The organism is Lutibacter sp., from assembly GCF_041562875.1.
Lineage (GTDB): Bacteria > Bacteroidota > Bacteroidia > Flavobacteriales > Flavobacteriaceae > Lutibacter.
The window spans coordinates 1-25,154 of record NZ_JBFFOE010000041.1; the positions used below are offsets into that span (position 1 = coordinate 1).

The 25,154-nt window shown below is 29.5% G+C and carries 22 protein-coding genes; 7 read left to right on the forward strand and 15 right to left on the reverse strand.

The genetic code is table 11. The annotated features are described in order from the left end of the window. The coding region (locus tag ABY863_RS07510) for a carboxy terminal-processing peptidase (protein WP_372793646.1) at nucleotides 1–1,874 on the reverse strand (1,874 nt) is incomplete at its 3' end. Between the two features lie 260 nt (nucleotides 1,875–2,134). On the opposite strand from ABY863_RS07510, the gene surE reads away from it, so the two are divergent. The 3 genes from surE to lpxB are packed head-to-tail and all read left to right on the forward strand — an operon-like array spanning nucleotide 2,135 to nucleotide 4,319. Then, nucleotides 2,135–2,899 carry a 5'/3'-nucleotidase SurE gene (gene surE, locus ABY863_RS07515; RefSeq protein WP_372793647.1) on the forward strand — a complete coding sequence of 255 codons (765 nt, stop codon included), beginning with the start codon at nucleotides 2,135–2,137 and terminating at the stop codon, nucleotides 2,897–2,899. A 10-nt stretch (nucleotides 2,900–2,909) separates the two neighbouring features. Further along, nucleotides 2,910–3,194 carry a hypothetical protein gene (locus tag ABY863_RS07520; RefSeq protein WP_372793648.1) on the forward strand — a complete coding sequence of 95 codons (285 nt, stop codon included), beginning with the start codon at nucleotides 2,910–2,912 and terminating at the stop codon, nucleotides 3,192–3,194. 9 nt (nucleotides 3,195–3,203) lie between these two features. Next, nucleotides 3,204–4,319, forward strand: coding sequence for a lipid-A-disaccharide synthase (gene lpxB, locus ABY863_RS07525; protein ID WP_372793649.1), 1,116 nt, complete (start codon nucleotides 3,204–3,206; stop codon nucleotides 4,317–4,319). Here lpxB and ABY863_RS07530 read toward each other — a convergent pair. From ABY863_RS07530 to ABY863_RS07555, 6 genes are all read right to left on the reverse strand, one after another. Then, nucleotides 4,308–4,784 (reverse strand): GNAT family N-acetyltransferase, encoded by a 477-nt coding sequence (locus ABY863_RS07530; protein WP_372793650.1) that lies wholly within the window; start codon nucleotides 4,782–4,784, stop codon nucleotides 4,308–4,310. The two genes, lpxB and ABY863_RS07530, sit on opposite strands and share 12 nt — an antisense overlap. 4 nt (nucleotides 4,785–4,788) lie before the next feature. Continuing rightward, complete coding sequence (locus ABY863_RS07535; protein ID WP_372793651.1) at nucleotides 4,789–5,751, reverse strand: ATP-grasp domain-containing protein; 963 nt, start codon at nucleotides 5,749–5,751, stop codon at nucleotides 4,789–4,791. After that, a complete protein-coding gene (locus ABY863_RS07540) occupies nucleotides 5,714–6,730 on the reverse strand; it encodes a hypothetical protein (RefSeq protein WP_372793652.1) in 1,017 nt (338 codons plus the stop codon). Before ABY863_RS07540 ends, ABY863_RS07535 begins: the two co-directional genes overlap by 38 nt. Beyond that, on the reverse strand, nucleotides 6,727–8,478 hold the full coding sequence (locus tag ABY863_RS07545) for a hypothetical protein (protein ID WP_372793653.1): 1,752 nt from the start codon (nucleotides 8,476–8,478) through the stop codon (nucleotides 6,727–6,729). The genes ABY863_RS07540 and ABY863_RS07545 overlap by 4 nt, the downstream gene beginning before the upstream one ends. Then, nucleotides 8,478–9,068, reverse strand: a complete 591-nt coding sequence (locus ABY863_RS07550) for a hypothetical protein (RefSeq protein ID WP_372793654.1) — start codon at nucleotides 9,066–9,068, stop codon at nucleotides 8,478–8,480. Before ABY863_RS07550 ends, ABY863_RS07545 begins: the two co-directional genes overlap by 1 nt. A 213-nt stretch (nucleotides 9,069–9,281) precedes the next feature. Continuing rightward, nucleotides 9,282–10,169 (reverse strand): hypothetical protein, encoded by an 888-nt coding sequence (locus ABY863_RS07555; protein ID WP_372793655.1) that lies wholly within the window; start codon nucleotides 10,167–10,169, stop codon nucleotides 9,282–9,284. Nucleotides 10,170–10,319: 150 nt separating this feature from the next. On the opposite strand from ABY863_RS07555, the gene ABY863_RS07560 reads away from it, so the two are divergent. After that, nucleotides 10,320–12,359, forward strand: a complete 2,040-nt coding sequence (locus tag ABY863_RS07560; RefSeq protein WP_372793656.1) for a ComEC/Rec2 family competence protein — start codon at nucleotides 10,320–10,322, stop codon at nucleotides 12,357–12,359. Between the two features lie 8 nt (nucleotides 12,360–12,367). Here the strand turns inward: ABY863_RS07560 and ABY863_RS07565 are convergent, their stop codons facing one another. The 5 genes from ABY863_RS07565 to ABY863_RS07585 form a co-directional block, all read right to left on the reverse strand. Then, nucleotides 12,368–12,904, reverse strand: coding sequence for a thioredoxin family protein (locus ABY863_RS07565; protein ID WP_372793657.1), 537 nt, complete (start codon nucleotides 12,902–12,904; stop codon nucleotides 12,368–12,370). A 113-nt stretch (nucleotides 12,905–13,017) separates the two neighbouring features. Next, nucleotides 13,018–14,805, reverse strand: coding sequence for a peptide MFS transporter (locus tag ABY863_RS07570; protein ID WP_372793658.1), 1,788 nt, complete (start codon nucleotides 14,803–14,805; stop codon nucleotides 13,018–13,020). An 80-nt stretch (nucleotides 14,806–14,885) separates the two neighbouring features. Next, nucleotides 14,886–16,361 carry an MFS transporter gene (locus tag ABY863_RS07575; protein WP_372793659.1) on the reverse strand — a complete coding sequence of 492 codons (1,476 nt, stop codon included), beginning with the start codon at nucleotides 16,359–16,361 and terminating at the stop codon, nucleotides 14,886–14,888. Nucleotides 16,362–16,493: 132 nt separating this feature from the next. Beyond that, nucleotides 16,494–17,870 (reverse strand): peptide MFS transporter, encoded by a 1,377-nt coding sequence (locus ABY863_RS07580; RefSeq protein ID WP_372793660.1) that lies wholly within the window; start codon nucleotides 17,868–17,870, stop codon nucleotides 16,494–16,496. Nucleotides 17,871–17,913: 43 nt separating this feature from the next. Further along, nucleotides 17,914–20,103: a S9 family peptidase gene (locus ABY863_RS07585; RefSeq protein WP_372793661.1), complete on the reverse strand. Its 2,190-nt coding sequence runs from the start codon at nucleotides 20,101–20,103 to the stop codon at nucleotides 17,914–17,916. Nucleotides 20,104–20,252: 149 nt separating this feature from the next. On the opposite strand from ABY863_RS07585, the gene ABY863_RS07590 reads away from it, so the two are divergent. From ABY863_RS07590 to ABY863_RS07600, 3 genes are all read left to right on the forward strand, one after another. After that, a complete protein-coding gene (locus ABY863_RS07590; protein WP_372793662.1) occupies nucleotides 20,253–21,530 on the forward strand; it encodes a hydroxymethylglutaryl-CoA reductase, degradative in 1,278 nt (425 codons plus the stop codon). A 104-nt stretch (nucleotides 21,531–21,634) separates the two neighbouring features. Continuing rightward, a complete protein-coding gene (locus ABY863_RS07595) occupies nucleotides 21,635–22,564 on the forward strand; it encodes a GYDIA family GHMP kinase (protein ID WP_372793663.1) in 930 nt (309 codons plus the stop codon). Next, nucleotides 22,564–23,775, forward strand: coding sequence for an NAD(P)/FAD-dependent oxidoreductase (locus ABY863_RS07600; RefSeq protein WP_372793664.1), 1,212 nt, complete (start codon nucleotides 22,564–22,566; stop codon nucleotides 23,773–23,775). Before ABY863_RS07595 ends, ABY863_RS07600 begins: the two co-directional genes overlap by 1 nt. A gap of 73 nt (nucleotides 23,776–23,848) precedes the next feature. Here the strand turns inward: ABY863_RS07600 and ABY863_RS07605 are convergent, their stop codons facing one another. The 3 genes from ABY863_RS07605 to ABY863_RS07615 form a co-directional block, all read right to left on the reverse strand. Further along, nucleotides 23,849–24,085, reverse strand: a complete 237-nt coding sequence (locus ABY863_RS07605; RefSeq protein ID WP_372793665.1) for a hypothetical protein — start codon at nucleotides 24,083–24,085, stop codon at nucleotides 23,849–23,851. 11 nt (nucleotides 24,086–24,096) lie between these two features. Beyond that, complete coding sequence (locus tag ABY863_RS07610) at nucleotides 24,097–24,705, reverse strand: thiamine diphosphokinase (RefSeq protein WP_372793666.1); 609 nt, start codon at nucleotides 24,703–24,705, stop codon at nucleotides 24,097–24,099. A gap of 34 nt (nucleotides 24,706–24,739) precedes the next feature. After that, a partial coding sequence (locus tag ABY863_RS07615) for a tetratricopeptide repeat protein (protein WP_372793667.1) occupies nucleotides 24,740–25,154 on the reverse strand: 415 nt, incomplete at its 5' end.

Sequence of the window (25,154 nt, forward strand, 5' to 3'; positions counted from 1 at the left end):
TAAGTCTCATAATTCAAATAGATAAGCGTGTCATCTTGAGATTTTTTTAGCCATTTTGCATTTTGGTCAATTAATTTAAAATAATTGTTAGTTGCAATTCTTTTTTTACTATTGTCAATTGCTTGTTCAAAATTTTCATAATTATTCCATACGGAATATGATGCTTGTGGTACTTTATCAAATTTCAAAGGGTTTTCTAAGTCACGTTCGCCAATATTCATATACGTATATCTGTCTGGTAATATAATGTCAGAGTGCACGCCTTCTAGTTGTGTAGAACCACCATTAATTCTATAAAATTTTTGAATGGTCATCTTTAAAGCACCAATATCTTCTTTTAAATTGTGATATCTGTTAAGGTCTAAAACACTTTGTACAGTTCCTTTACCATAGGTTTGTTTACCTCCAATAATTACGGCTCTACCATAATCTTGCATAGCAGCAGCAAAAATTTCAGAAGCTGAAGCAGATAATTCATTCACCAAAATAACAAGTGGTTTATCCCATTGAATTTTAGAATCTACATCTTTTTTTACATCGGCATCTTTATCTCTATATTTCACCTGAACAATAGGACCTTTTTCTATAAATAAGCCAGAAATTTCAATAGCAGTTTGTAAGGAACCACCACCATTATTTCTTAAATCTATCACTAAACCTTCAACATTTTCATTTTTAAGGCGTTCAATTTCTTGTGTCATATCTGTTGTAGAGTTTCTAAAGTTTTTTTCATCAAAATCAATATAAAACTTAGGAAGGTTTATAACTCCAAAAGTTCTACCATCTTTTTTAACCACACTAGATTTTACGAACGTTTCTTCTAATTCTACAACATCTCTTATAATTGAAATCACTTTAGTAGTACCATCCATTTTTTTAATAGTTAGTCGTACTTCAGTTCCTTTTTTACCTTTAATAAATTCTATAGCGTCATCTAAACGCATACCAACTATGTCTAGAGGTTCTCCATTTCCTTGGGCTACCTTTGTAATAAAATCTCCAACTTCTAATTCCCCTTGTTTCCATGCAGGACCTCCTGAAATTAGCTCAATTACTTTAGTATAATCATTTTTCTTTTGAAGTCTTGCTCCAATTCCTTCTAATTTACCTGCCATTGAAATGTCAAAACGCTTTTTTACAACTGGATCAAAATAGGTTGTGTGTGGGTCAAATTCTTCAGAAATACTATTTATAAATGTTGAAAACCAATCTGAATATGTAAGCTCATCAATTCGTTCATAAGAATCATCCATACTAATTAATGTAGCTTCACGAGCTTCTTTTTCAAGTTCGTTAAATGATTTTGCTTGGTATGTTTCATCTTCTTTTTTCTTATCTTCTTCAGCAGTTATTTTATCGCTTAAACGAGATAATGTAGTGAATTTTAGTTGTTTGTGCCAAATATTTAAAATTTCAGAACTGTTTTTAGCATAGTTTGTTTTTTCATAATCAACATCATAGGTTTCATCTTTATTGAAATCAAATGGGGTTGCTAAAATTTGTTTGTAGTATGGTTTAGATTCATCTATGCGTTTAGTGAGTCTTTCATATACTAAAAAGAAAAAAGATAAATCTTCATTATTAATTTGATCATCAATCAATGTTTTATAATTAGAAAATTCATCAATATCTGATTGTAAAAAATAACGTTTTGATGGATCTAATCTATCTAAAAAACTATTGAAAACTTTTTCAGAGAAAGCATCATCAATTGCTTGCGGCTCATAATGACCTTGTGTTAAAACATATTTTAAAATGGTTATTAAAACTTTATCTTTAGGTTCAGGGTCTGTGTTTGCATTTGTTTGTGAGCTTATTAATAAACTTAAAACAAAAAAAACGGGTAATACTAGTTTGAATTTTCTTAACATCATCTGTCTTATCAATTTTAATAATTATGTAGTTTGTAATTAACTAAAATAGTGCCATTATTTTAGTTTAATGTATAATTTAACTTTTTTTTATAGATTCATATAAAAGTAATGAAAATTTCAAACTTTTTTTAAATCTAATTATGAAATTAATTAATACAATGATAACGAAAATAATAGCTTTATAATCTTTACAAAATGTTAAAGTTTAATTTATAAAAACCAAATTAAATACTGTAGTTTTGTTGTCTAATTTTTAGTTTATGAATAAAAAACCTTTGATTTTAGTTGTGAATGATGATGGAATCACAGCCCCTGGAATAAGAATTTTAATTTCTGTGATGAATGAAATTGGTGATGTTGTTGTTGTGGCACCAGACAGTCCACAAAGTGGAATGGGACATGCGGTTACTATTAATGAAACTTTGTATTGCGATGAAATTAAAATTGATGATGGTCCTCAGCGAGAATATAAATCATCAGGTACTCCAGCAGATTGTGTGAAATTAGCTGTGAGTGAAATATTAGATAGAAAGCCAGATTTATGTGTTTCGGGGATTAATCATGGTTCAAATTCATCTATAAATGTAATTTATTCGGGTACAATGAGTGCTGCGGTTGAAGCTGGTATTGAAGGAATACCTGCAATTGGATTTTCATTATTAGATTATTCTTGGAATGCAGATTTTGAACCTTTAAAAGCATATATAAAAAAAATAGCATTAAATGTTTTAGAAAACGGATTGCCTGATGGTGTTGTGTTAAATGTGAATTTTCCAAAAACCCAAACGTTTAAGGGAATAAAAATTTGCCGACAAGCACGTGCAAATTGGGTTGAAGAATTTGATAAAAGAACCAATCCACAAGGCAAAGTCTATTATTGGTTAACCGGAAAATTTGTAAATATGGATAAAGGTGAAGATACAGATGAATGGGCTTTAGCTAATAATTACATTTCTATGGTGCCGGTTCAGTTTGATTTAACTGCGCATCATTTTATTCAAAATTTAAATAATTGGAATTTGTAAATTTCTTTTTATGAAAAAAGAATTATTAATTGGTTTTGTAGTGGCTTTAATAGCTACTTCTTTTGGATGCTTTGTTTTTATTGAATTCTTTTCGAATTTCGATTTTTATAAAAGTTTAGATTTAATAAAAGAAGGAAATTTGGAAGGTAGAATTCTGGTATTAGGAGCGATAGCTAATTTTTTTGTATTTTTTATATTTCTTAAAAAGAAACAAATTTATAGAGCACGTGGTGTTGTAATGGAAACTTTTTTAATAGCATTAATTGTATTATTTTTAACCTTATTTTCTTTCTAATTTTAAAAGATGAAGTATTATATAATTTCTGGAGAAGCTTCTGGTGATTTGCATGGTTCTAATTTAATGAAAGCATTATTTGAAAAAGATAACAATGCTGAAATTAGATTTTGGGGCGGTGATTTAATGCAAGAAGTGGGCGGTATTTTAGTAAAACATTATCGTGAGTTGGCATTTATGGGTTTCGCTGAAGTTTTAATGAATATTAGTACCATTTTTAAAAATATAAAATTTTGTAAACAAGATATTTTAGCGTTTAAACCTGATGTTTTAATTTTAATAGATTATCCGGGTTTTAATATGCGAATTGCTGAATTTGCTAAAAATGAAGGTATAAAAGTTCATTATTATATTTCACCACAAATTTGGGCTTGGAAAGAAAATAGAATCAAACAAATTAAACGTGACGTTGATGAAATGTACGTAATTCTTCCTTTTGAAAAAGATTTTTATGAGAAGAAACATCATTTCCCTGTTCATTTTGTTGGGCATCCTTTAATAGATGCAATTTCAAACAGGCAACAAATTGGAGAAGCTGTTTTTAGAGAAAAACATAATTTATCTCAAAAACCAATTATAGCATTGTTACCAGGTAGTAGAAAGCAAGAAATAAAAAAAATGCTTTCAATAATGTTAAAAATGGCTGATAAATTTAAAGCTTATCAATTTGTTATTGCTGGTGCTCCAAGTCAAGATTTTGATTTTTATCAACAGTTTATAAATCAAGAAAATGTAAAGTTTATTAGTAACAAAACTTATGATTTATTATCGCTTTCTTATGCTGCAATTGTAACTTCTGGAACTGCAACCTTAGAAACGGCTTTATTTAAAATTCCAGAAATTGTTTGTTATAAAACAAGCTGGGTTTCTTATCAGATTGGAAAACGCTTGGTTGATTTAAAATATATTTCTTTGGTAAATTTAATAATGGATAAAGAAGTGGTTAAAGAATTGATTCAAGATGAATTTAATGAGAGTAATTTGGAGATTGAACTTCATAAAATATTAGAAGGTAAAAAAAGAGAGGAATTATTTCTAAATTATTTTGAATTAGAAAAAAAATTAGGAGGAAAAGGAGCTTCAAAAAAAGTAGCTGAACTAATTGTGAACTCATTAAACTTTTAATAAATAAATAACTTTACTATCGTCTTCTCCGTAAAATTCAGGTAATTCAGCAACTAATTTACAGCCATAATTTTCGTAAAATTTTCGAGTTGGGTTGTATAATGGTCTACCGGCAGTTTCTATCCAAATATTTTTACCATCCAATTTTGCCACATGCTCTTCTAACATTTTCATTAGCATTTTTCCAATACCTTTTCCCTTTTGATTTTGGTTTACGGCAATCCAATATAAATCGTAACTAGCTTCAGTACAAGGAGTTTTCCCATAACATGAAAATGCAACTATTTTTTCCTCTACTTCAACTATTGTAAAAAAATAGCCACTTATTTCTTCACCTTTTTCAAAATTTTCCTGAGCCAATTCAGCTGCTACATCAACTTCAGAATCATAAAAAAATCCTGTTGAGTTTAAAATGTTTCTTACAGCTTGTATGTCACTTTTAATTAATTGATTTCTAATTTTCATCTTTTTAATTTGAATCTTCAATAATTCTTTTTATCATTATTTCTTCATTGTAACCAGCATTTTTTAATGCTGCAACAAAACCACTATCTGGTGAAATACATGGATTTCCGTTTATTTCTAAAATAAAAATGTTATCATTTTTATCAACTCTAAAATCCACACGTGCATAGCCTTTTAAGTTGAAAGCTTTCCAAGTGTGTTCACAAATGGATATTAATTTTTCTTTTAAAGTCAGGTTGTTTTCTAGGGTGCCAAAAAAACGATTGGTTTGCTTGTATTCTTCACTATTCTCGTCCCATTTAGCCTCATAACCAACAATTTTCGGTTTGTTGTTGAAATATTCTGAAAAAATAATTTCAGCTGGCGGTAACACTTCAACTTTATTATTGGTAGCCAACATGCTAATGTTTATTTCTCGTCCATCAATAAATTCTTCAATAAAGTAATGAGAATTTGAAAGTTGTTGAATGGTTTTGACTTTAGTTGTTTCTGAAATGTTAAAAATATAATCTTCTGTAATTCCAACGGATGCTTCTTCCCATATTGGTTTTGCAATATATGTTTTTGCAGGGTTTAATTTTACAATTTCATCAATAGCATAAAAATCTGCTGTTGGTAGTTCATTATACCTCATTAATTTTTTTGCCAACACTTTATTAGTTGTAATAAATAAAGCATCTAAAGGTACACCTGTATATGGAATTTTTAAGGCATTTAAAAGCGCAGGCGCAAAATAAATTAGCTCTCCTTTTCCAAAAGTTTCTTCCACTAAATTAAAAACAATAGTTGAATTTTCTTTTTTAATAGCTTCAATATCAGCTAATAAATTATTCCCTACTGCTAAACTAATAACTTCATAATTTAAATTTTCACATGCTTTTTTAACCAAGTCTCTTTGATTAATAACATCAACCTGATCTGGGTTGTTGCTAAGTACCTGATTGTAAAGTATTATAATTTTCATCATTGTTTTCTAAGAAGTTTCGTTGTATTGCGGATTTTAAAATTTCATTTATAATTTCTTGATAAGAAATGTTGTTTAAATTACAAAGAATTGGCAAATCTGAAGTAATAGGATTAAGTCCAGCTAAAGGGTTAACTTCAATAAAACTCACCTTTCCAAAGCGATCTATCTTAACATCTACTCTTCCGCCGTCGAAACAATTTAATGCTCTCCAAGCGCTTAATGCCACTTCTTCACATTGTGCGAGCATATCTCCATTTACAGGTAAATATTTAACTAAATCTTCATAATTTTCCTTATTGTTAAATGAATAAAAATTGTGTGTGTTTTTATTATATTTAATTTCCATTGCACCTGGTACAAAAGCATTTTCCCCAGTACCCAAAACGCCAACAGTAAACTCTCTACCTGGTAAATATTCCTCTACTAAAACGGGTTGATTAAATTTTGTTAATAAATTGGCACAAACCCTAACTAATTGCTCTTTTGATATTATAAATGACTTAGAATCAATTCCTTTACCAGTACCTTCAGAAATAGGTTTCGCGAAAAGCGGATATTGAAGATTTACTTTTTCAACATCTGATAGTTTTGATACTACCTGAAATGCGGGTGTATTTATACCATTATCTCTTATAATTTGTTTGGCAAAAGCTTTATTTAGAGATACACCTAAAGTAACAGGCCCAGAAAAAACGTATGGGATTTTATTCGCATCAAGCAATGCAGGAACCAAAGACTCTCTACCTTCTCCATATAATCCTTCTGAGATGTTAAAAACCATATCCCAAGTTTTATCGTTTAAAAGTGCTTTCATTAAGTTTTTTGCATGTCCAATACGCACTGTTGTATGTCCTGCATTTTGAATTGCTTTTTCTATACCTTCAATGGTACTTTCTTTATCAAATTCAGCAGTTTGTTCCATAGTATAACCTAACTTTAAATAATCTGCTCTAAGGTCATATGTTATTCCAATTTTCATCTATTTTTTTTTAATATTCTACTTGATAAATAGCCGTCGAAAAAATTCCGAGCGTTTACACCCAAAGTTCTATTTTTATAACCTCCTTCTTGCACAAATAAAATTGGAAAAGGAAGTTTACCCAACTCTACACCATTATTTTTAAAATCGGTTGCTGTAAGTGACCAAGTTCCTGTTGGATCTCCTTTAGCAGGGTCAAATCCTAAGCTAATTATTAAATATGCCGGATTAAAACCTTTAATAACTTGAATCGCTTTTTTAAGATAAGAAAGATATTCTTCGCCAGTTAAAGCTTCTTTTAATGGATAATTTAAATTGAAACCTTCACCTTCATCTTCACCTTTTTCATCTGGAAATCCTGAAAAATATGGATATGCAAAAGATGGATTGCCATGAATTGAAACTGTATAAACATCCTTTCTATTATAAAAAATTTGTTGTTGTCCGTTTCCATGGTGATAATCAATATCTAAAATGGCTACTTTTCCATATTTTGAAAGAAAATTTGCTGCAATTGCACCATTGTTAAAATAGCAGAACCCACCAAAAACATCTCTTTCTGCATGATGCCCTGGAGGTCTTATTAGCGCATAAGCGCTATGATATCCCTCTAACAATAACTCAGCACCAGTTAAAGCACAATTAACTCCAGAACGAGCCGCTAAATATGCGTTTTTATTAATTGGAGTAAATGTGTCAATACAATAATAACCTGCTAAAACAGTGTAATCTTTTGGTGGACGAGTAGCGTTTCTTACAGGAAAAACATAAGGATAAATCGACTTTCCTGGTGCTAATTTATCGCAAACTGTTTTAAAATAATTTACGTATTTCGGATTATGAACTTGTGTAATATATTTATCAGGATAACCTCTAGAAGGTCTTGTTTTAAATGCATTTAACTTTGTAATTTCTTTGTAAATACTGCTAATTCTTATTGGTGATTCAATATAGCCAACTTCTTTAACATGGTGAATATCGTGCTTGTCATTAATGATAAGGGCAATTTCATCTTTAACAGCCTCTCTTATTTCAACAGGTCGTTCCTTTACAATATATTTAAATTCTCGTAATTTAATTGGATCGTCCTGAATGGAAGAAATGATCATTTTTATATAATCTTCTGGGCAATATGTTGGATATTTTCGTTCTAAAATAGCACGAATAATTTTTTTAGCATCAGCTGAAGAAAGTCGAATGTCATTACCTAAATCGTCAAAAACTAAATAAGGCGGACAATCATCATCAGGGTTTACATTGGTTTCATATTTAGTTCCAATAATTGGTCTTGCACCATAGCGTTCATAAAAAGCAAGTCGAGCTTTATTTTGTTTAATTTCACTTTTATCATTGCATAATTTTTCGTCGTCAGGAAGGCATTCCATAAAAATACCAATTGATTTATGCATTTGAGCTTCTTCTCTCAAACGTTCATAAATTGCTCCGCCAACACCAGAAGAAATTTTACCGGGTTTTACAGCAATATAATCTAAATAAAAGAAATTTTTATCGGGCATATAAAACAAAATAGCAAAACCCTTAACATTAGATTTACCATCTTCAGCAACAAATAAGTTCGATGAAAATTTGTATTTCAAAGGATCTTTCATTTGCTCTAAAATCTCATTTATTTTTTCTTCTTTAACAGTTGGAAAATGAGTTCTAAGAATGCTAAATACTTGATCAATTGCTATTGAGTTAGAAGGAAGATAAGGATCTGTTATCTTCCTAATTTTAAATATTGCCATTATATTGTATCGTAATATTTATATGTTTTTCCATCAAAATTTTTCAAGATAAAATTATCATCATATCTACTTTGGTAATATTTTGGAAGTAATGGAGTTTTAACATCATCTGTTGTATTAACAACAAAACAAGGTATGGAGTAGTCATTTGTAAATTCGTTTAATCCTTGAATTATTTCTAATCCTTTAGATACGGATGTTCCAAAATGAGAGGAATCTAAAATGGGGTCATGTTGATAAAGATAATATGGATTTATTCTGTTCATGAATGCTTTGTGCATTAAATCCAACATAATAGTTACTTCATCATCAGCTTCGCTAATATCTAATATTTCTGAAAGCTCACCAAAATTAATGTAGCTGTTTTGTATTTGCCATTTCCAACCGTTCCATTGTATATCCGTGGCCTGAGGGAAAAAAATGGCTCTAAATTTTGCGGTTTCAGTATTTATTATATTAAAACCTGAAAGTACAATTTCAGAATCTTTGAATAATTTTCCTTCAGTAGTTCCAGTTTTAAAAATCAGTTCTGTTTTAGATAAATCCTGCGCAAGGGGAGGTTCAATATCTTCTTTTAAAAGTTCATTCATAGTTTAGCGATTTTTTTGTTAATTTACATATAAAGTTAATCTTTTTTTCAATTGGGTATGAATAATTTTTTATAAAATTTACGGGTGTATATTGCTGTGTTTAAATTCGTTAAAAATTTAAAGTTTGGTTATAAATATGGGAGTAAATTAAAAAAACGCCAAAACATTTAATTGTTTTAGCGTTTTTAAAATATGATTTTTTAAAGATGTAATCTATTTACAAAGTCCTTCTAAAGTATCTTCAATATCTCCAGGAGTACTCATAATTTTCATAAAAGTTCCCATAGTTAATTCTGGCCAATGTAAAGCTATTCTATATTTTCCGTGAAGCATTGTTGCTTTTTTCCCTTGTAAAATAATTTCATAAGGCAATGCTGCAACGTGCGCTTCTCCTATTTTTGGTAAAAAGACAGATTCACCATTTTCTTTACTTTGTAAACCAATGCCAAATACAGCTACTTTTTCATTTTTGTAAACTATTTTATAAACTTCAACAGTTTGACCTTTTTTTGCTTTTAAGTTGTTCTCAATTACTTTTAAGCCTTCTTCAAATGAAGAAAATTCATTAAGTTCAATAGGATCACTAAAGTAAGGCATCATTATTTTGTAATGATATCCTTTTAATTTATCTGCTTTAAGGGTTCCTCCAAAAGGAGTAAACTCATTTCCAATTGTTGAAAACGTAGTTTTTAAATCAGCACTAAATTTTTGAAATGTTCCTTTAAATGTATTATAATTATCACCTAAATAAGCTCTTAAAATATAGTCAGGATTGGTATAAGAAATTAGTATTTTCCCACCTTTTTGTTCTAAACCCACCTTAAATGCTGCAGCAAGCGCACCTCTGTCTGTTACTTTAACTACCGTATTTTTTAAATCTGTTCTTGTAAAAGCAATAACTTTTAAAGTACTTTTATTTGAAGGATTGTAGTCTCCTAAAATTGTAAACGAATTAGATTTTAAAGCTTCAACAACTTTATCTGAAACTTGTTGAATAGTCTCAGTACTTTCTCCAATTTTAATATAAGGAGCTAAGTCTTGACCAATTGTATTAAATACAATGCTAAATATTGCTATGCTACTGAAAATTAATTTTCTCATGATTTTATATTTATTTATAATACAAAACTAAAGCACATTGAATAGCACAATAATGATAAAAGTCAGTTGGTAACAATTATTACATTGCAATTTTTTAAAATATTGGTTTAAAGGTGTTTCATTCAATATTTTTAGTAGCTTTAGCATGCTATGAGAAAGTTTTTAAAGTTTGTTCCAGTACAATTTACATTTTTTTTAATACTCGGAATTTTAGTAGGGAAGTATTATAATTTTCTACCCATTCAATTAGTTATAATTGTTGGTCTTTTATTGCTATTATTAGGGTTTCAATTTGTTAGAGCTAACAAACAATTTCAACCTTCTATAATTTTTACCATCTTAGTTTTTTTAACTTCTTTTTTTATTGGGATAAGTTCAATAACATATAAAAATCAATTAAATGAAAAAATGCATTATGCGAATTCATCTGAATTTACAGTCAATAAACTTTTACCTATAAACATTGAGATACAAAAAGTATTAAAACCAACTGCCTATTCTAATAAATATGAAGCAAAAGTACTTCAGTTAAATAACAAAAATACTATTGGAAGAATTTTAGTGGCTATCGAAATAGATAGTATTGAAAATCCATTACATGTGGGTGATAATTTAGTTGTTAAAACTGAGTTTCTAAATGTAAACGAACCACAAAATCCGTATGCTTTTAATTATAAAAAATATCTTCAAAATCAGCAAATTTATCATCAAATACAGCTTAAGAAATCGTCTTTTTTAATACTTCAAAATAATAGCTATACTTTAGATGGGATTGCTTCTAAAATAAGAGAAAGCATAAATACTTCATTAAAAAATAATGGGTTTAAAGATGATGAATTGGCGGTGATAAATGCGTTATTATTAGGGCAAAGAAATACAATATCAAGTGATTTGTTAGAAACTTATTCAGGTGCTGGTGCTGTGCATATTTTAGCCGTTTCAGGATTGCACATTGGTATAATTTTATTGTTGCTACTATTTGTGTTTAAACCATTTCATTATTTTAAAAATGGAAAATTAATAGCTACATTTTTCATTATACTTTTACTTTGGGCATATGCTATTATTGCTGGCTTATCAGCTTCCGTAGTGAGAGCAGTTTCTATGTTTACTGCTTTAACAATAGGTATTCAATTGGTTCAGCGTTCTAATGTTTACAATACTTTGGTAATTTCCATGTTCTTTTTGCTGTTATTTAATCCATTTTATTTGTTTGAAGTTGGCTTCCAGTTAAGTTATTTAGCTGTTTTTTCAATAGTTTGGATTCAACCAAAATTATACAATTTATGGAAATCCAACTATTGGTTTCCAGATAAAATATGGCTATTATTTACAGTTTCAATTGCGGCTCAACTAGGGGTTTTACCATTAAGTTTATTTTATTTTCATCAGTTTCCGGGGTTATTTTTTCTGTCTAATTTGGTGATAATTCCTTTTTTGGGAATTATTTTAATAGCAGGAATACTAATTATTATATTAGCTACTCTCAATATCTTACCGCAGTTTTTAGGAGATTCTTATAGTTCTATCATTCAATTAATGAATCGTTTTGTGGAATGGATTTCTAACCAAGAATTTTTTATTATTCAAAATATTTCATTTTCATTAATACTAATGTTAGCTTTCTATGCATTCATATTTATAACTATAAAATGGATAGAAAAGAAAGTTTTTTATCGTTTTGTTTTTATGTTAATTTCTATATTATTTATTCAATCAATTTTCATTTTTGAAAAACATAAGTTGCAATCAACCAATGAATTAATTGTGTTTAACCAGTCTAAAAAAAGTATTATAGGAAATAGAGAGGGAGCTCATTTCATGTTGAATTCATCAGATTCTTTGAGTTTAAATGATTATGCCTTAAAACCATATTTAATTAGTACAGGAATAGGAGATAAGTTTCAAGCAATTAAAACTAAAAATGTTTATAAGTTCAAAAATGAAATTATTTTAGTGGTTGATAGTTTGGGGGTTTATGAATTTAAATCAATTAAACCTTCTATCATAATTTTACAAGAATCTCCTAAAATTAATTTAGAAAGAATGCTAAAAGCACTTCAGCCAAAATTATTAATTGCTGATGGCTCTAATTATAAAAGTTTTGTTGCAAAATGGGAGCAAACTTGTTTAAAAAACAAAACCCCTTTTTACAGTACCATGCAAAAAGGAGCTTTTATTTTAAAATAATGTTCTATTTAGTCTTTAAATTCAGGTGTAAAATTAGCAGTATAACTTTCCCAAGATTCTTTGGTAATATTTTTTACATCAGAGGAATTAAAAAACTTTAAGTAAAGTTCTAATTGACTGGGTGTTTTGTATCCTGTTATTGGAGCTATCAAATTAGCTTCTTCATCTAAATACAATAAAGTTGGATATGCTCTTATTCCAAAAACACCAGATAACTGATGAGAACTATTTCTGCCAGAAGTATTAGGATTAAAATTTGGATTTGTATATTTCACACCTTTATAGTTAATGGTTTCATTACCTTCAGCGTTAAATTTTACAGCATAGTAATTTTTGTTAACGTACTCAGCAACATCTTTATTATGAAATGTGTTTTTGTCTAACATTTTACAAGGTCCACACCAAACTGTGTATGCATCAATAAATATTTTTTTTGGTGTTGTTTTCTGTGCTTTAATAGCTTTTTCAAGCGTCATCCAATTTATTTCTTGTGCTGTAAGTGAAATGCTAAAAAGTGTTAGCATTAAAATCAATACTTTTTTCATAAGTTTAAATCTATTTTTATAATTATAATCAATGCGTTGGTCGCAAATATAATACCAAAATTACAAAGTCCCTATAAATAGAGACTTTGTAATTTTAATTGTTCACATATTTTCTATTTATCTATGCCGTGCATCATTCTTTTTAATGGTTTATTCAGACTTAAAATTACAAGTCCAGCCACAAATGGAATAATTGTAAATATTAAAAAGAATCCTGATAAACCTACACTTTCAGCTATTCCGTCAGAATATTCAGCCATTATTGATGCAAGTTTTCCTGCCATTCCTGTAAATACGTACCAAATTCCAAATAGGAAAGCAAGCATTCTAGCTGGAGCTAATTTACTTACATATGATAACCCAACTGGAGATACTGATAATTCTCCCATTGTATGTAATAGGAATGCTAATAATAGCCAAACCATGCTAACCGAAGCAGTTTGTGCTCCAGGTTCAATACCCATTGAACCAATAGCTAACATACCAAATCCGGCAGATAACAATGTTAAACCAATAAAGAATTTTTGTGGTCCTGAGAATGTGTATTTTTTCCAGAACATTGAATATAAAGGCGCTAAGGATATAATAAATACTGGGTTTAGTATTTGAAACCAAGAAGTATCGACAAGAGTTGCATCAGCTGTAATTTTATCATAAACTCTTATAATTACCAATATCCATATAATTATGAAACTAATACTAGTAAATAAAATAGTTAAAGGAAATTTTTTAATAATTGCTTTTCCTAATTTATAAATTACCCAAGTTAATACTAACATTGGAGCAATTGAAAGAATAAAATCAATTATTTTATAGAACAATCCCCAATTACCTATTAAGGTTCTGTTCGTATAATCCTTAGCAAATATATTCATTGTTGTACCAGCTTGTTCAAAACTAGCCCAAAAGAAAATTACAAAAAATGCGATGATGAATACAACCTTCAATCTGTCTCTTTCAATAGGTTGAAACCTTTTTAATCTTGTTACACCCAAAGTAATAAATATGATTAAAGACAATAAGAAAAATAAGCTAGACATGTCTACTTGGATAACTTTTCCAAAGGCTTCAAAAGAAAATAAATTTTCGATTAAAAAATGACTTCCTCTGCTTACCACTGAATATAAACCATCAACAATCCAAGAGATAGCAAAAAAACCTCCAATACCGGCAAGTGATAAATCTCTACTTGTAAAAGGTACATCTTTACCTTCATCTTCAATTGGTACTACAGCACCTTTTAATTTAGGTTGAGAAGCCGCCTTTCCAAATACGCTTCTGGCAAAATAAAATTGAAGCAATCCAAATAACATAAAAATACCAGCTAATCCAAATCCCCAAGTCCAGCTGAAAGTTTCACCTATCCAGCCTACTAAAAGAGTTCCAATAAAGGCACCAGAATTTACTCCCATATAAAAAATAGTGTAAGCTCCATCCTTTTTATCACTTTGTGGTGGGTACATTTTACCTACAATTGATGACATATTTGGTTTAAATAAACCTGTTCCTACAACAATAAGTAATAATCCTAAGTAAAAAACAAATTTTAAATCGATGCCAATATGTAAATCAGAAATTGCCATGGCAGCATGTCCCATCGTAATTATAATGGCTCCAACAATTACTGTTTTAACATGTCCCCATTTATTATCAGCTAACCACCCACCTAATAATGGTAGTAAATAAACGAGCATAACGTACCAACCAAATAATGCATAAGCTTCAGTTCTTGTCCATCCCCAACCATCATCATCTATTTTAGCAACAAGAAACAAAATAAGTAGTGCACGCATTCCATAGTAACTGAAACGTTCCCACATTTCTGTGAAAAACAGTACAAATAATCCTACAGGATGTCCTAATATTTGTTGCTGATCTTCTTCTTGAGTATAATCTGACATAAATTATAATTTTTTAAATTAAAAGAAGAATACGATTTTGAACATAAAATATGTTTAAAATCGTATTCTTCCAAAATAGTTTAATTTCCGTTTGCTTCCTTAGGTCTAATTACCATTCTGTCATAAATAGTTAATGCCAAAATAGTTACAATACCTATTGCAACAATAACATACCAAATTTTATTTGGGTTGTATGTGTCCCAAACAAGTTGTGTCATTTGTACTTGTGTCATTTCTAATTTTTCAGAAGCTAAAGCAAAGTAATCATTTTTGGTAAATTCTTTAGTTACTTCTGGCATTTCAATAGCTCTTTTTCCCATTTCGGATTGTAATAAACTTAATTTATCAGACCACGCTTGGTAAAGATTTCCAGAAATTAATGTAGTTAAAAGATTTCCTAAGAAAATTGGTAAAAAATATGTACCCATATATAAAGCCTCTTTTCCTTTAGGGGAAATCAATGCAATAAAAGAAGAAAATGTTGGATTGGTCATCATTTCACCAATTGCAAAAATCATGATTCCTAATATTGTATAAAGTCCATTTCCAGTATAGAAGGTGATTCCAATACCGATTGATGCAATAATGAAACCTGTTATCATTGCACTTACATGGCGCATTTTTAAAACAAAAAATGAAACAATTAATTGAAATAATATAATTGAACCTGCATCTAAATTTATCAACATTTCAGGATTTACAGAATCTCCTCCTCCACTCATTGCACTTGCAATCCAAGGAGAAACTTGAGCAATAGAGTCATGTAAAGCCTTTGTATTTACCCAATCTTCTATAAATGTTGGGAGTGTGTAAAATAATTGATTGAACATTGTCCAAAATCCAACCATAATAATTAATAATACTGAAAGTCGAGTATCTTTAACTGCTTCAACAATGTTTTTAAAAGAACTTAAAATAGCTTCACCAATTGTTTCAGTCTTTTTTACTCTATCTTCTTCCTTAAAAAAAAATAATAAAATAAGTAAGTTGATTGCGATTACTATCGCTGCTTGAAGAAATACTATTTTCCATCCAAATTGTGTTCTTAAAGTAGAAGAGAATGCAGGACCAATAAATCCTCCAATATTTACCATCATATAAAAAATACCAAAACCTAATGTTGAATTAGATTCATCTGTATTTTTTGTGATAATTGCAGAAGCTACTGGTTTAAACATTGCAGCACCAACAGCAACCCATAGAAAGACTAAAAATACAGAAGAATAACTTGAAACTTCTCCCATAACATAGTAACCAGTACCTAATAAAACATATGCAATAATAAGAGAGAGTTTATATCCTATTTTATCAGCTATTACGCCTGTAATCATTGGTAATAAATATAGTATTGCAGTTACAATACCCATTATTTGTCCTTTTTCAATATGCGTAAAACCTAATCCTCCTTCGTCGGTAGAACCAGTAAGGTATAATGCAAGAACAGCAAATAAACCATACCAAGCCCAACGCTCAAATAATTCCATTCCACTTGCTACCCAGAAGTTCTTGTTATAAGACTTCATAACTCCAAAAAATGATTTGTTTTCTGTACTCATTGTATTAATTTTTAATTAAGATTTGTTAAATTATAAAAAAGCTCAAGTACATATTTCTTGAGCTTTTTTGAGTTATTTTTTTATTTTGAAAACATATACTAGTAAATAATTTATTTTGAATTTCAGTTCAATTTATAGATGCTCATCATCCTCAGCACCGTGTGTAAGACGTTTTAAAGGTTTTAATAATGCAACTATTAAAATTCCAAATATTATTGTAAATACTGCAATTCCAGTAAATACTGCATAATCTCCTAATCCTTCAGCTGATTCACCTAATAGTCCCGCAACTTTGTTACCTAAGCCAGTCATTGCAAAATAAACACCCATCATAATAGAGGCGTATTTTACTGGAGCTAATTTGGTAATAAAAGACAATGCTACTGGCGACATACTTAATTCACCAACAGTATGGAATAAATATGCAAGTACTAACCAATACATTGCTGAAGAACCTTCAGCTTCAAATTGTGCAGTTGCTGCGGTCATAAAAAAGAAACCAGTACCCATAATAACAGTACCAATTGCCATTTTAAACAATGAAGAAGCTTCTTTTCCTTTTAGTTTGCGTTTAGCCCACCAAGAGGCAACTGCAGTTCCTAAGAAGATAATAAATAATGCATTTAAAGATTGAAACCAAGATGCAGGAACTTCACTACCAATTAATGGTAAAGTGAAATCAAGCATTCTGTCAGTTTTTGATTGCGTATAAATGTTTAATAAACCACCTGCTTGCTCAAAAGCTCCCCAAAATACAATTACAATTAAAAATGAAATTAAAAGTACCTTAACTCTATCTTTTTCAATTGAAGTTAATGGTTTATTCATAGCAGCTTTATCTTCGTCTGAACCATCTTTACCAATAAAGTTACCAACGTGAGCTAAATAAGGCATACCCATATAGTACACAATCATACCCAAGGTCATACCAATTCCAGCTAAACCGAAACCATAATGCCATCCAATTTTTTCACCTACATAACCAACTATTAAAGCTGATAGGAAAGCTCCTAGATTAATTCCAATATAGAAAATAGTGAATCCTTTATCTCTACGGATATCACCTTTTTTGTATAATCCACCAACCATAGTTGAAATATTTGGTTTTAATAGACCAACTCCCAAAATAATTAATCCTAACCCTGAATAAAATGCCCACAAAGCTGAAATAGCTAATATGGATTGTCCTATAATTAATATTAAACCTCCATATAACACGGCTTTCTTTTGGCCAATAAATTTATCGGCAATATAACCTCCAGGAATAGAGGCAACATAAACTAACATTGTATACGTACCATAAAGCGATAATGCTCTACCAGTTGACCATCCTAACCCTGGGTTAAATGCCGCATTGTGCTCATGAACCATGTATAATGTTAAAATTGCTCGCATCCCATAATAAGAAAAACGCTCCCACATTTCTGAAAAGAAAAGGAAATATAATCCAATTGGGTGTCCAAATAATTCTTTATTTTGTGGACTTATTTTTAAAGTATTGTCAGTCATAATATTAATTTTATTGAAATTAGTATTGGTTATAAATATTTAATTAGTTTTTTATTAATTCTAGTTTACTTTCTTTTTTACCTAAATTTTCTTTGATAAAAGTAGTCATTTTATTGTATAAATGTAACCTTGTATTTTTACCTCTATAAATTCCGTGAGTTCTATCTGGGTAGATAGCTTGATCAAAAGGTTTGTTTGCCTCAATTAAAGCATTAGACATTCTCATAGAGTTTTGAAAATGAACATTATCATCGCCACTACCATGTACCAATAAAAATTTTCCATTTAATAAATTAGCGAAATTTAATGGTGAATTTTCATCATATCCACTAGGGTTTTCTTGAGGAGTTTGCATATAACGTTCTGTATAAACAGAATCGTAAAAACGCCAGCTTGTTACTGGAGCAACCGCAATTGCCATTTTAAAAACATCGTTTCCTTTTAGCAAACAGTTACTAGACATAAATCCTCCATAGCTCCAGCCCCAAATGCCTATTTCATTTGAATCAATATAAGATCTTTTTCCTAATTCTTTTGCAGCTTCAATTTGATCTAAAACCTCATATTTTCCTAATTCTTTATAAGTAACTTTTTTAAAATCAGCTCCTTTGAAGCCAGTTCCTCTGCCATCAACACACACAACAATATAACCTTGATCAGTTAAATGTTGATACCAATAATCATTTGCACCATTCCAAGAATTACTAACAGATTGTGATCCTGGTCCAGAATATTGTGTCATAAATAGCGGATATTCTTTGTTTGAATCAAAATTAGTTGGTTTTAATATCCAAGCATTAAATTCTCCATTTTTGGTTGAAAGCGTAAAGAATTCTTTTTTAACTAGCTTATAATTTTCTAGATTTTTTGAAAGCTCGTTATTATTCAAAACTTCTTTTAATAAATTTCCATCACCATCATAAAGTGTGTAAATTGGAGGTGTATTTGCATCAGAAAAAGTATTGATAAAATAGTTTAAGTTTTTACTAAAAGAAGCATCATTAGTTCCAGAAGTATTTGTTAAACGTTTTTTGTTTTTCCCATTTAGTTTAATAGAATAAATGGTTCTATTAATTGAGCCATCTTCAACGGATTGGTAATAAATAGTGTTAGTTTTTTCGTTAACTCCATAAAAATCAGTCACTTCCCAGTTTCCTTTAGTAGCTTGATTTATGAGTTTCCCTTCTTTTGAATAGTAGTAAATATGATTAAATCCATCTTTTTCACTTGTCCAAATAAAGCTATTATCTTCTAAAAAAGTTAAATTATCGTGAATATCTATATACGCGTTATCGGTTTCATTTAAAACTACTTTTGAAGTAAAATCAGTAGCATTTATAAAATACAAATTCAAATTATTTTGATGACGATTTAAAGTTGTCGCACATAAAATAGTTGCATCATTGGTCCATCTTATTCTTGGAATATATTCGTATTCTCCAATATTAATTTTTGAAGTTTTAATTGCTTCTACACTGTAAACATGAAGTGTTACTACTGCATTTTTTTCTCCAGCTTTTGGGTATTTAAAAACTTGTTGCGATGGATATAATGCTGTTCCAACAATATCCATAGAAAAAGTTGGAACTTCGGTTTCATCAAAACGTAAAAAAGCGATATTTTTGCTGTCGTTACTCCATTCAAAAGCTCTTACAAATGCAAATTCTTCTTCATAAACCCAGTCGCAAATTCCATTAATAATGTTATTCTTTTTCCCATCAAAAGTTATTTGAATAACTTCATTGGTTTCTAAATTTTTAACAAAAAGATTATTGTTTTTAGCATATGCTATTTTTTTACTGTCAGGAGAAAAAGTAGGTTCTTGTATTTTTTCTTCATCAATAAGTTGCAGTGATTTTGAGGGAATATCATACACGTAAAAAACACCTAAACTAGAATGGCGATAAATAGGTTCTTCATCAACACCTAAAATTAACTTGGTTTCATTGCTATTAAATACATAGCTTTCAAAATATTTTAAATCTTCTAAATCTTTACTATCAACAATAGTTTCAACTTTTTCTAAAGTAGCATAGCTATATTTATGAACTGAAGTGCTTTGTGATTCTCTATTGAAATTTTGTAGCGTATAAAAATTACCATTCATTGAATTTAACGAATTCATTCGCTCGGTTCTAAATGTACCATCCCAAATTTCTTCTATAACAATTTCTTTTTTTTGAGCAGTAGCTAAGGAAGTTATTGCTATAAATAAAAGGAGTAATTTCTTCATAAATTATGATATCTTAAAATAATTGTCAAGTTTAAGAAAAATTTAGCAAAACAGAGCTGAATTATATCATAAAATTAACAATATATGTAATCTGTAGTATTTTATTTTTATTAATTTATCTTTGCATCTATATAAAAATTTTAAAAAAAATGAGAAAAACTGTTGATGGGTTTTCAAAATTTTCAAAGTTAGAAAAGGTAAACTGGTTAGTATCAACATTTTTTAATGATGATAGTAAAGTAAAACAAGTTTTAATGCAATATTGGAACTCAAATCCTTTGCTTCAAGATTTGCATGATGATTTTATTGAAAATACCATTTCTAATTTTTATTTACCCTTTGGAATTGCACCAAATTTTGTAATTAATGGGAAAGAATATGCAATTCCAATGACTATTGAAGAAAGTTCAGTAGTTGCAGCAGCATCATTAGTTGCTAAATTTTGGAGTACACGTGGTGGATTCAAAGCAAAAGTAATTTCAACCACAAAAATTGGTCAAGTACATTTTATGTATGAAGGCGATAAAACAGGACTTGAGAATTATTTTAACTCAAAAAAAGACAATTTTTATAAAGTTACTGAAGGCATTACTCGAAATATGCGTAAGCGCGGAGGAGGTATTTTAGAAATTGAATTGCGCGATAAAACTACTGAATTAGAAAACTATTACCAATTGCATGTTACTTTTGAAACGGCTGATAGTATGGGCGCTAATTTTATAAATTCTTGTTTGGAAGCAATTGCCAAGGATTTTGAAAAAGAAGATATTCAAATAGTCATGTGTATTTTATCTAATTACGTTCCGGAATGTTTAGTTCATGCAGAAGTAAGTTGCAAAGTTGAAGAACTTTATGCTGAAAATTCAGAACTATTAGCTCAAAAATTTGTGCAAGCTATTCAAATTGCAAATGCAGAGCCACACAGAGCAGTGACACATAATAAAGGAATTATGAATGGAGTTGATGCTGTGGTTATTGCAACAGGAAACGATTTTAGAGCTATTGAAGCTGGTGCTCACGCATACGCCTCGAGAAGTGGAAAATACAAGAGTTTAACAAATGCATCCATAGAAAATGGTTTTTTTAAATTTTGGATTGAAATTCCGTTAGCTGTAGGAACTGTTGGTGGATTAACATCTTTACATCCGTTATCTAAATTATCATTAAAACTATTAGGAAATCCTTCAGCAAAAGAATTAATGCAACTAATTGCAGTTGCAGGTTTGGCACAAAATTTTGCAGCTTTACGAGCATTAACAACTACTGGAATCCAAAAAGGGCATATGAAAATGCACTTAACAAATATTATTAAACAGTTAGGCGCAAGTGACGAAGAAAAAACTTTTTTAATTGATTATTTTGAGCATAAAACCATTACACACAATGCAGTTGTTGAGGCTTATAATAAGTTAGTTCAGGAGAAATAGAATGTCATTCCTGAGCAAGCAGGAATCCAGAATGAGAAAGTAAATTTGTTAGATTGGCATAGATTCCTGCCCTCGCAGGAATGACAAAATAAAAAAAATAAGAATTGAAAAAATTTTACAGCAACGGAAAATTATTACTCACAGGCGAATATTTTGTACTTGAAGGTGCAAAATCGTTGTCTGTTCCTACAACTTGTGGACAAGATTTGGTGGTTGAACCAATTAATGAACCACAATTAATTTGGAATAGTTTTACAAATGAAGGTGAATGTTGGTTAGAAGCAATTTTTGATTTACCAAAATTACGATTGGCGAGTGCTACTTTTGAAGCAGAAGAAGATGGAGGAAATGATAAACTAGCTGAAAATTTAAATAAAATACTAATAGAAGCTAAAAAATTGAATCCTTCTTTTTTAAATTCAGAAAAAGGGTTTTCAGTGAAAACAAATCTTACATTTCCTAAAAACTGGGGATTGGGAACTTCATCAACTTTAATTAATAATATTGCAAATTGGGCTAAAATTAATCCCTATAAATTATTGGAAAACACCTTTGGTGGAAGCGGTTACGATATTGCTTGTGCACAAAGTAATTCACCAATTTTATACATAAAAAACGGATTTGACCCAATTATTGAAAAAGTAGAATTCAATCCAATATTTAAAGATCAATTGTATTTTGTGTATTTAAACAAAAAGCAAAATAGCAGAGAAGGAATTCAGCGTTTTAAAAAATTAAAAGGAAATTTAACTTCAGAAATAGCACAAATTTCAAGATTAACAGATGAATTTTTAATTTGTGAAAATTTAATAGATTTTGAAAAATTAATAACTGAGCACGAGCAAATTGTTTCAAAAACAGTTCAATTAAAAATGGTTCAAGAACAATTATTTTCAGATTATTTCGGACAAACAAAAAGCTTAGGTGCTTGGGGAGGCGATTTTATTTTAGCTACAGGAAATGAAGATACTATCATTTATTTTAATAAAAAAGGATTTGAAACAGTAATTCCTTATCAAGATTTAATTTTATAATGAAGAAAAAATTTGTAATAATTGGAGGTGGTGCAGCAGGTTTTTTTGCTGCTATAAATGCAGCAGAATTAAATCCTGATTTAGAAGTCATGATTTTAGAAGGAAGTAATAATGTGTTGCAAAAAGTAAAAGTAAGTGGAGGAGGACGTTGTAATGTAACTCATGCTTGTTTTACACCAAATGAATTGGTAGAGTTTTATCCAAGAGGAAAAAAAGAATTGCGTGGACCTTTTCATCAATTTATGACAGGTGATACAATGGAATGGTTTGAAAACAGAGGTGTTTCTTTAAAAATTGAAGATGACAATCGGGTTTTTCCAGCATCGAATTCTTCACAAACTATTATAGATTGCTTTTTAGAAAGTGCTAAAAACGCAGGGGTAATTTTAAAAATGAGTACAAGAGTTGATACTATTAAAAAAAGTGACGATAAATTTATAGTAAAAACGAATTCTAATGAATTTATAGCTGATTATTTGTTGGTTGCTTCAGGAAGCAATTCAAAAGTGTGGCAAATGGTTTCGGAATTAGGGCATACAATTATTCAACCCATTCCTTCATTATTTACCTTCAATATTGAAGATAGCAGATTGAAAGATATCCCGGGAACTTCTGTGCCAATGGCTTCAGTAAAAGTTTTAAACTCAAAATTAAAGGAGCAAGGACCATTGTTAATTACACATTGGGGTTTAAGTGGACCTGGAATTTTAAAATTATCAGCTTGGGGAGCTTTGGAATTATTTGAAAAAGAGTATCAGTTTGAAATTGAAGTAAATTGGTTATCGAAAAAAACTGAAACTGTTTTAGAAACATTAAAATTAGCCAAAAAAGAACATTCTAAAAAACAAGTTATTTTACGTTCCGTTTTTGAAGAAATTTCAAAACGTTTATGGGAAAAACTGGTGCTAGCTGCTCAAATATCTTCAGATTCACAATGGGCACAATTAAATAATAAGCAATTGGAAGATTTAGCAAAACAACTAACTCAGTGTACTTTTAAAGTAAATGGAAAAAGCACGTTTAAAGATGAATTTGTAACGGCTGGAGGAATTGATTTAAAAGAAATCAATTTTAAATGTTTTGAAAGTAAATTGCATAAAAACCTGTTTTTTGCAGGGGAAGTTTTAAATATTGATGCTATTACGGGCGGCTTTAATTTTCAAAATGCTTGGACAAGTGGTTGGATTGTGGCTAATTCGGTTGGAAGTTAGTTTTAAAGTGAAGATAAATGTCATCCTGAACTTGTTTTAGGATGACAAATTTTACAAATTCCATCTATTTAAACTATTCAGCTAATTGACCTCTATGAGGTTTTAAAGTATCTCTAAATATTTTCATATCAACTTCATCAACAATTATAAATGCTATTGTGTGCATTTCAGAAAGTATTGAAAAATCTACTTTATAAAAATGTAATTTTTCAATGGCAGCAAATTCTTTTAAGTGAATGCAATGGTGTTCAGCAGTTTTTTGAGAATTGGAACCTCTAAAATCCCAAATAAGTTTTAGTTTTCTATTCAATTTTCAGCGTTTTAACTATGACTAATATAAATAAGTAAATCGCCTTTTTCAACAGTAATTTCAACTTCGTTTTTAGTAGCTTTATTTCTAGTTCCAATACGTTGCCCAAAGGTTAGCGTTTCATTTATAAGAGGATACAACAAACCTTCTGTAAGCACGCCGCTAGCAATTGGAAGCGGAATTAATGAAATATTTTTTCCAATTATATTTGTTAAAAAGATACTTTCTTCAATAAAAAAATATTTTCCAAAATCATCAAAAAAAGTGATGTTTAAGCCAATTTTCCACTGTAAAGCAGTACTTATATTTCCTAAAAAATGATCGTGCTCTTTTCCACTTCCTCCATACACATCAATATCATAAAAACCACGGTGTTTTAATATTTGTAATGCTTTTTCAAAGTCGGTATATTCCTGATTGGGTGTATTTATAACTTCTACAGTTGTTGGAATGTTACGGATAGAATCAAAATCTCCAGTCACCAAATCGGGGATAATATTATTTGATTCAAAATAATTGTAAGCACCATCTATAGCACAAACAATATCGTATTGTGATAAATTAGGGAGGTCACTTGGTGCTGAACCGTTTAGTAAAATAAATGCTCTTTTCGTTTTCATAGATTACAAAAATAATGAAAAAGAGCATATAAAATTAATTTTCTGTTTGAAGCTTTATAAGTCTTTCTTTATAAGATTTATTTCCGCTTAAATCATAAGCTTTTGAAACATATTTAATAGCGTTTATATAATCATTTTGGGATTCATAATAATCTGCCATTGAGTCGTAAGCATTTGGGCTATTTGGATAATATTCAATAGCTTGTTCAAAATGCATTTTTGCTTTTTCAGGTTGTTGCATATCCATATTCATATATCCAGACATATTTAAAAGTTCTTCAGGATAAGGAGGGACTGAATATCCAAAATGGTTTTTAAGTTTTTTTGCTCGATTTTTTATAATCCTAAAAAGTTCTTCTTTTGGAGTGTTAAATGAATTTATTTTATAAGTATTTTCCATTTGATACCATTCAAAAATTGATAGCAAACCATCCATAATGGAAGGTAAA